Here is an 8,057-nt window from a genome sequence, read left to right on the forward strand (position 1 = left end):
GCCGGCGGGCGGGCGGGCTCTTCCGGCGCGTGCTCCTCCGGCGCGGGGGCTTCGAGATCGAGGACGTCGAAGACGTCGGTCGACTCGGCCGCGCTCTCCTCGTCGCCCGCCGGCAGCGGCATGAGGTACACCGGCTCGGCGGGACGGTCCTGCCGGGGCGGCGGGACGAACAGGCCGCCCGGCGGCTCCTCCTCGGCCTCTTCCGGCGGCGCCGCCGGGGCCTCTTCGAGGTCGGCCGGGACGGGTGCGGACAGCAGCGGCACCGGCATCGGGGACGGCGAGTGGAGCTTGGGCATCGGTTCGGTGCTCGCCTCGTGCGGCGAGACCCGGTCGGCGGCGGGCGGGGTGATCTCCACCTCGTACAGGCCCGCGTTGGTGCGCTCGTCGGTCGGCCCGAGCGGCATCGGCCAGGCGGGCGCGGTCGGCCACAGCGCCTTGTACGGCCCGAGCCTGCCCAGCCGGGAGACCGGCCCGGAGGCGAGCGGCGGCTCGCCCAGCGCGGCCATGATGCGGGCCCGCAGCAGCGCGGGCGGCGGACGCCAGGGCAGCCGGGCCAGTACGTCCCTCGTCGGGGCGACCGCCAGCGCGCCGTAGACCTCGCCGAGCCGCCCGGGGACGCGCTCGCCGACGGCCGCCAGCGCGAGCCCGAGGGCCTGGGTGAACCGCTGGTCGGCGCCGGCGGCCAGGTCGGCCGCGGTGTCGGCGGCCACGTCGAGTACCCAGGCCAGCTCGTCGATGGTCAGCCCGCACACCACGGCCAGCAGCAGCACCTCGCGCTGGTGCGGGCGCAGCTCGCGGACCACCCGCTCGACCAGCGCGGTGGCGGGGTCGGCGACCGGATCGACGCGCGCGTCGGCGTAGACGACGTCACGCCGGTAGATCTCCCGGCGGGCGAGGGCGTAGAGGGCGGCGCGGGGCGGCTCGACCGCGGGAACGCCGGACATCACGGACATCAGGGCCTCGGCTGCGGCCCCGGCGTCACCGAGCTGGTCGTGGCAGTAGGCGAACAGCCCGACGGCGTGACGGTCGTATAGCTCGGCGACCAGCTCGCTGCGCGAGCGCCGGTCGGTGAGCGGGTGGGTCACGGGCCGGTCCTTCAAATTCTGTCGGGGTGTCCTGGTAATCATGTCAACTCATGGGGGCCGCCGCATCGGAGGATACGCATTTGATAGAAATCACCATGCTCACACCGTGCATTTCGGTGTACTCCGGGTAAACCGAGAGGTCATCCGGGGGGACACGGGCAGGACACAAGGAGGACACGGGCGTGGAGCGGGGCGGCGACACGCGGTCATCACCGCCGTACGCTGTCGGAGGAGATCGCCGGACGGTCGCGGCGGCGCACGCGGGAGGTGCGGGGGAAGCGGTCACGGCGTCAGCACATCCAATACCGCCGGAGAACACGAGGACACGTGTGATCACATTTGACGGTGTCACAAAACGATACGCCGACGGGACCGTGGCCGTGGACGACCTCCACCTGGAGGCGCCCACCGGCGAGATCACCGTGTTCGTGGGCCCGTCCGGATGCGGCAAGACCACGTCGCTGCGGATGATCAACCGGATGATCGACGCGACCCACGGCACGATCTCGCTCGACGGTGTCGACGTCCGCACCATCGACCCGCCCACCCTGCGGCGCGGCATCGGTTATGTCATCCAGCAGGCCGGCCTGTTCCCGCACCGCACCATCGTGGACAACATCGCCACGGTCCCCCACCTGCTCGGCTGGTCCCGCAAGAAGGCCCGCGCGCACGCACTGGAACTCCTCGACCGGGTCGGGCTGGCCCCCGAGCTGGCCGGTCGCTACCCGTTCCAGCTCTCCGGCGGCCAGCAGCAGCGGGTGGGCGTGGCCCGCGCGCTCGCCGCCGACCCGCCGGTGCTGCTGATGGACGAGCCGTTCAGCGCGGTCGACCCGGTGGTGCGGACCAGCCTGCAAGACGAGCTGCTGCGGCTCCAGGCCGAGCTCAACAAGACCATCGTGTTCGTCACGCACGACATCGACGAGGCCATCAAGCTCGGCGACCGGGTCGCGGTGCTGCGGGTCGGCGGGCGGCTCGCCCAGGTGGCCGCCCCGGCGGCGCTGCTGTCGGCCCCGGCCGACGAGTTCGTGGCCGAGTTCCTGGGGCGTGACCGGGGCATCCGCCGGCTGTCGTTCGTGTCCGACGCGAGCCTGCGGCTGCGCCCCGACCTCACCGTCCCGGCCTCCTCGCCGGTCTCGGAGGCGGCGGGGCGGGCGGCGTCCGCGCAGAGCCCGTGGCTCGCCGTGGTGGACGCCGGTGACCGGCCGCTGGGCTGGGTCAACCCGGCGGAGCTGCCGCGCGATGGCACGCTGGAGGGCGTACGCCTGCTGCCGTACGGCACGTTCGTGCACGGGCGCGACTCACTGCGCACCGCGCTGGACGCGGCACTGCTCTCGCCGTCCGGCTGCGCCATCGCGGTCGCCGAGGACGGCGGCGCGGTGGTGGGCGTGGCCACCCGCGAGTCCCTGGACGAGGCCCTGGCGCTGGCCGCCTCGGACGTCGGGAACGGTGATCCGGCGAATGGGTGAAGAGCCAAGCATTTGGGAGTACTTCACCAGAAACTGGAGCACCGGGCAGCCAGGGAGCATCGACACCCTGCTCGGTGACCACATCGTCATGTCGCTGCTGCCGATCGTCGCGGCCCTGGCGTTCGCGATCCCGATCGGCCTGGCCTGCGTGCGCTGGCGGCTGCTCTACCAGCCGACCGCGGGCCTGGTGAACATCATCTACGCGCTGCCGTCGCTGGCGCTGTTCGGCGTCTTCCTCGCGGTCACCGGCCTGTCACAGGCCACGGTGATCATCCCGCTGACCTTCTACGCGGTCGCGGTGCTCGTTCCCGCCGTGGTGGACGGCCTGCGCTCGGTGCCCGAGCACGTCAGGCAGTCGGCGGTGGCCATGGGCTTCACGCCGCTGCGCCGCCTGACCAGGGTGGAACTCCCGCTCGCCGCGCCGGTGGTGCTCGCCGGGCTGCGGGTGGCCGCGGTGTCCAGCATCAGCCTGGTCAGCGTGGGCGCGCTGGTCGGCATGGGCGGGCTCGGCTACCTGTTCATCCGGGCCTGGCAGATCGACTACTTCGCGCCGGCGATCGTCGGGATCGTGGGGATCGTGCTGCTCGCCCTGATCGTGGACGGAATCCTGGTCGTCTCCCAGCGGTTGCTGACTCCATGGGTGCGGGCGAGGAGGAGCGGGTGAACTGGCTGATCGAGTTCTTCGGCGACCCCGCCAACTGGTCCGGGCCCGATGGCATCCCGCTCCGGCTGCTGGAGCACCTGCTGTTCTCCGTCGCCGCGCTGGCGCTGGCCGCGCTGGTCGCGATCCCGCTCGGGCTGTGGATCGGGCACACCGGGCGCGGCTCGCTGTTCATCGTGGTCGCGGCCAACCTGGCGCGGGCGTTGCCGACGCTCGGGCTGGTGGTGCTGATCGTGATGCTGCTGGGCACGGCGTCGGTGTGGCCGGTGCTGATCCCGCTGGTCGCGCTGGCCGTACCGGCCATCCTGGTGAACACCTTCGAGGGCATCAGGGGCGTGGACCCCGAGCTGCGCGACGCGGCGTACGGGATGGGGCTGTCCGGGCGGCAGGTGCTCGGGCGGGTGCTGGTGCCTGTGGCGCTGCCGCTGATCCTGCTCGGCCTGCGGCTGGCCGCGATCCAGATCGTGGCGACCGCCGCCGTGGCCGCCTACACCGGCCTCGGCGGGCTCGGCCGCTACATCATCGACGGCCTGGCCATCCGGGACTACCCGACCGTGCTGGGCGGTTCGGTGCTCATCGTGTTGTTCGCGCTGGCCGCGCAGTTCCTGTTCGTGATGGCGGAGCGGGTCGCGGTGTCCCCGGGGGTGAGCCGGCGCGTCAAGGTCCGATAATGTCTGCAAAACCTCCCGCTGGGAAAGGAAACAGTACGATGCGACGCGTATTCGGCTCCGTGGCGGTGTTCCTCACGGCCATGCTCGCCGTGTCCGCCTGCGGCGGTGAGGATCCGCTGGCCGGCGGCGGGACGACGACGGCCACCACCAGCGGCTCGCCGGGCGGGGGCAAGGCGATCGTCGGCTCCTTCAACTTCCCGGAGAGCGTGCTGCTCGGCTCGATCTACGCCCAGGCGCTCACCGCCAAGGGCGTCAAGGTCGAGGAGAAGGCCAACATCGGCAGCCGCGAGGTCGTCTACAACCAGATCAAGGGCGGCGGCCTGACCGTGCTGCCCGAGTACAACGGCGCACTGCTCGCCTACCTCGACTCCAAGGCCACCGCCGCCACGACCGAAGAGGTCAACAGCGCGCTGGCCGCCAAGCTGCCGCCGGAGCTGACGCTGCTGGAGTCCTCGCCGGCCGAGGACAAGGACTCCCTGACGGTCACTAAGGAGACCGCCCAGAAGCACTCGCTGACCAGCATCGCCGACCTGGCCAAGGTCGCCAAGGACATGGCGGTGGGCGGGCCGCCCGAGTTCAAGGAGCGCAGGCAGAAGCAGTTCAAGGACGTCTACGGCCTGGAGTTCAAGGAGTGGAAGCCCACCGGGGCGGCCACGGCCGACGCCATCAAGGAGGGCACCGTCCAGGCGGGCAACGTCTTCACCACCGACCCCAAGATCATCATCAACCAGATGGTGGCGCTGGAGGACCCCAAGAACGTCTTCGGCGCCCAGAACGTCACCCCGCTGGTGAACAAGTCCGCCCAGTCCGACGCCATCACCAGCACCCTCAACGCGGTCTCGGCCAAGCTGACCACCGAGGGACTGACCCAGATGATGCAGAAGATCTCCGTCAACAAGGACGAGGAGGCCGTCGTGGCCGCGGAATGGCTCAAGCAGAACGGCCTGCTCTGACCTCCTCCACCGGGTGCCCAGATCCCGTCGGCCGCGTTCTGGTGTGTGATGGAGTGAAATGGCCGAGATGGTGGCGCTGCCGGGGCTGGCGCTTTCGGCAAGCCGGTCGCGTTCGGGAGCGTGGTGGGGTCGGGTGACGGATGTCGCGGTTCGTTGAGGCGATGGCCCAGTTGGCTGCCGGGGTCGGTGTCGTCACGGTCCGGGATGACCGGGACGACATCGGCGTCACCGTCTCGGCGCTGATGTCGGTGTCGCTGGAGCCGCCGCTGGTGCTGGTCAGCCTGGCCAACGGCGGTTACGTCTGCGAGGTCATGCTGCGCAGGGACCTCTGGGCGGTGAGCCTGCTTTCGGCCGGGCAGTCGGCCATGGCCAGCAGGTTCGCCACCCCGGGCCGCCCCAGCGCCCGCCTGCTGGTCGCCGGCACCCCGCACCACCGCGGCGACCACACCGACGCCCTCGTCATAGCAGGCGGCGTGGCCGCCCTGGAGGCCGAGACCACCACGGTGGTCCCGGCCGGAGACCACACCCTGTTCATCGCCAAAGTGCTGACCGTGGACTACCTCGACCCCTCCGCCACCGCCCTCATCCGCCTCCGCGGCCGCTACCGCCCGGTCCCCACCTAACCGCGTCCTGCCCCGCAAGGCGGGCCCCCGCCCAGCGGTCAACAGACCGCCCAGCACGGCGCACCCGCACCGGCCGAGCCCGCGTCCTCATCGGTTTCACCGCCTGCCTCGGGGCGCCGGCTAGCCGTTCTGTGCTGTGAGGGGGGTACGCGGTCGGCGGGTGACAGGCAGGTCAACACGGCGCGCCCATGTCCTCACCGGCTCCACCGCCCGCTCCTGGGTTGTGGGCGGTCGGTGGGTGCTGGGTGATCGACTATGCGCGCGGTAGTTGTGGCCGCGCATACGCAGTGGGTGTCGGCGCCCGCTCCTTAATGCCTTGGGCTGGTGCTCGTCGATCAGGCACCTGATCGGTGGCTGTGGGGGGCTAGCTGATCGTCCAGGTGCCCGGTAGTTGCAAGGGGCCGTAGGCGGGGAGGCCGAGGGTGGTGGCGAGGCCGGCGAGGGGGCCCCAGGCTTCCAGGCGGACGCGGGCGAGGGCCGCTGAGCGGTCTTCGCTGGACTCCGGGGGACGCAGGCGCTCCAGCGGGTTGAGCCGCGGGTAGACCCGGACCGTCGCGTCTTGTGGGAGCCGGGCCTTCTTTCTGGCCAGGGCGAGCGCGTCGGTGAGGCCGCCCAGCTCGTCGACCAGGCCGCCGCCGTGGGCGTCGGCGCCCGTCCAGACGCGGCCCTTGGCCAGCTCGTGGGCCCGGTCGCGGTCGAGCCCGCGGCCCTCGGCGACCTTGGTCACGAAGTCGTCGTAGATGCGGTCGAGCCAGGCGTTGACCCGCTCCCACTGGGATTCGGAGAACGCCTCAGCGGTGGAGAACATCCCCGCGTTGGCCCCCTCGCGTACCGTCTCGACCCCCACGCCCAGCCGGTCGAGCAGCCCGCCGACGACCGGCTTGCCGCCGAGGACCCCGATGGAGCCGGTCAGCGTGCCCGGCTGCGCCACGATCACGTCGGCCGCCATCGACACGAAGTAGCCCCCCGAGGCCGCCACGTCGCCCATCGAGACGATCACCGGCTTGCCCGTCTCGCGGGTCAGCACGACCTCCCGCCACACCGCGTCGGAGGCGACGTAAGAACCGCCCGGACTGTCGACCCGGAAGACGACGGCCTTGACGTGCTCGTCGCGCCGGGCCGCGCGCAGCGCCGCGCAGATAGTGTCGGACCCCATCGAACCGCCCCCGCCGAACGGCCCGCGCCCGCTGCGCCCCAGCCGGATCGGGCCGCTGCCGTGCACCAGCGCCACCACCGGCTCGCCCGGCCTCGGCAGCCGCTTGGCCAGCGCGCCCCTGGCGTAGCGGGAGACGAACTGCAGGTGCGCTCCCTCGCCCGCGGCGGCGAGCACCTCGTCGTAGACCTCGTCGCGGTAGGCCAGCCGGTCGACCAGGCCGTGCTCCACCGCCTCCGCGCCGATGAACGGCCCCTGGTCGATCAGCCCGCGCACCGTCGCCACGTCGAGCCTGCGGCTCGCCGCGACGGCCGAGACGATCTGCTCGGTCACCGACCCGGCGATGCGGGTCAGCGACTCGCGGTGCGGCTCGGTCATCCGCTCCTGGGTGAACATGTCGGCGGCGGTCTTGTACTCGTGCCGCTGGCCGAGCTGGTACTCGACCCCGACCTTACCGAGCGCGCCGCGCAGGAACCGCTGTTCCATGGCGATGCCGGTCAGCCCGAGGTCGCCGGACGGCTGCAGGTAGACCCGCTCGGCGGCGGTGGCCAGGTAGTAGGGCACCGTGCCCGCGCCGAACTCGCCGAAGCTCTCGGCGAAGGCGACCGTCAGCTTGCCCGAGGACCGGAAGCGCGTGATGGCCGCGCGCAGCTCTTGGACCGTGCCGAGCCCGAGCGGCCGGCCGCCGACCTTGACGACCAGCGCCTTGACCCTGGAGTCGGCCGCCGCGCGCCTCAGGCCGGACAGCAGGTCGGTGAGGCGGGCCCGGCGCATGGAGAGCACGGCGCTCAGCGGATCGGCCGGTGGGCCCTCGGTGACCCCCTCGGTGAGGTCCAGCTCCAGAATTAGCGGCGCGGTGCGACGCTGCCGGAGCCGGTCGACGGTTTCGATGATCGCCTTGCTCGCGTCCATGAGCCCCACCCTAAGCGACTACGTGCGGTCGAGCGCTCGCCGAGCGCCCGCCCTGTGGATGAACGAATGGCCTGTGGATAAACCCGGCGGCCACGACCGATGCCTACCTGTTCACATGTTTCCTGAGCGTCGATATGGACCTTTTGAGCTGGGCGGAGGTGGCCTTCCCGCTCAGCCGGCGGCGTTCGGCCGTGGTCAGCGCCGACTTCAGCGTGGTGGCGCCGGTGATCTTCGCCGTGGTGTTGCGCGCGCCGTGCGCCCAGTTGAGCCATGCGGCCAGCAGTTCGCGGTCCAGCGCGGCCCCGCCCGCCTTGGCCGTGGTAAACCGCAGCACCTTACCCGCGGAGGACCGCGTGGCCATCTTGGCGACCTCCGGGAAGACCTTGCTGGCCCGCTTCACCAGGCTCAGGTAGCAGGCGAGCGTCGCGTCCGTCACCTTCCCGTCGCCCTTGCGGGTCTCGGCGGCCCAGGCGGCGGCGGTCAGGGCGGTCCTGGCCTTGCCGCGCGTGCACACCGCGGGTGCGGGGTGGGGC

Annotated in this window: 8 protein-coding genes; 5 read left to right on the forward strand and 3 right to left on the reverse strand. The window is 71.9% G+C overall.

Going from position 1 to position 8,057, the window contains the following annotated elements; all coding sequences use genetic code 11:
* The coding region (locus tag C1I98_RS31060; RefSeq protein WP_146607745.1) for a sigma-70 RNA polymerase sigma factor region 4 domain-containing protein at nt 1–1,085 on the reverse strand (1,085 nt) is incomplete at its 3' end.
* Between the two features lie 329 nt (nt 1,086–1,414).
* Between C1I98_RS31060 and C1I98_RS31065 the strand changes: the two genes are divergently transcribed.
* The 5 genes from C1I98_RS31065 (at nt 1,415) to C1I98_RS31085 (ending at nt 5,459) form a co-directional block, all read left to right on the forward strand.
* Nucleotides 1,415–2,551, forward strand: a complete 1,137-nt coding sequence (locus C1I98_RS31065; RefSeq protein WP_111170933.1) for an ABC transporter ATP-binding protein — start codon at nt 1,415–1,417, stop codon at nt 2,549–2,551.
* On the forward strand, nt 2,544–3,215 hold the full coding sequence (locus C1I98_RS31070) for an ABC transporter permease (RefSeq protein WP_111170934.1): 672 nt from the start codon (nt 2,544–2,546) through the stop codon (nt 3,213–3,215). The genes C1I98_RS31065 and C1I98_RS31070 overlap by 8 nt, the downstream gene beginning before the upstream one ends.
* Nucleotides 3,188–3,883 carry an ABC transporter permease gene (locus C1I98_RS31075; protein WP_111170935.1) on the forward strand — a complete coding sequence of 232 codons (696 nt, stop codon included), beginning with the start codon at nt 3,188–3,190 and terminating at the stop codon, nt 3,881–3,883. The genes C1I98_RS31070 and C1I98_RS31075 overlap by 28 nt, the downstream gene beginning before the upstream one ends.
* Nucleotides 3,884–3,921: 38 nt before the next feature.
* Nucleotides 3,922–4,836: an ABC transporter substrate-binding protein gene (locus tag C1I98_RS31080; protein ID WP_111170936.1), complete on the forward strand. Its 915-nt coding sequence runs from the start codon at nt 3,922–3,924 to the stop codon at nt 4,834–4,836.
* A gap of 161 nt (nt 4,837–4,997) precedes the next feature.
* Nucleotides 4,998–5,459: a flavin reductase family protein gene (locus C1I98_RS31085; RefSeq protein WP_233508338.1), complete on the forward strand. Its 462-nt coding sequence runs from the start codon at nt 4,998–5,000 to the stop codon at nt 5,457–5,459.
* Nucleotides 5,460–5,823: 364 nt separating this feature from the next.
* Here the strand turns inward: C1I98_RS31085 and sppA are convergent, their stop codons facing one another.
* Together sppA and C1I98_RS41930 are read right to left on the reverse strand one after the other, a co-directional pair.
* Nucleotides 5,824–7,524 (reverse strand): signal peptide peptidase SppA, encoded by a 1,701-nt coding sequence (gene sppA / locus C1I98_RS31090; RefSeq protein WP_111170938.1) that lies wholly within the window; start codon nt 7,522–7,524, stop codon nt 5,824–5,826.
* A 103-nt stretch (nt 7,525–7,627) separates the two neighbouring features.
* Nucleotides 7,628–8,057, reverse strand: a 430-nt coding sequence (locus tag C1I98_RS41930; protein ID WP_158558247.1) for a hypothetical protein, incomplete at its 5' end; no start/stop codon positions are given.

Origin of the sequence: Spongiactinospora gelatinilytica (assembly GCF_003236385.1) — a bacterium.
Classification (GTDB): Bacteria; Actinomycetota; Actinomycetes; order Streptosporangiales; family Streptosporangiaceae; genus Spongiactinospora; species Spongiactinospora gelatinilytica.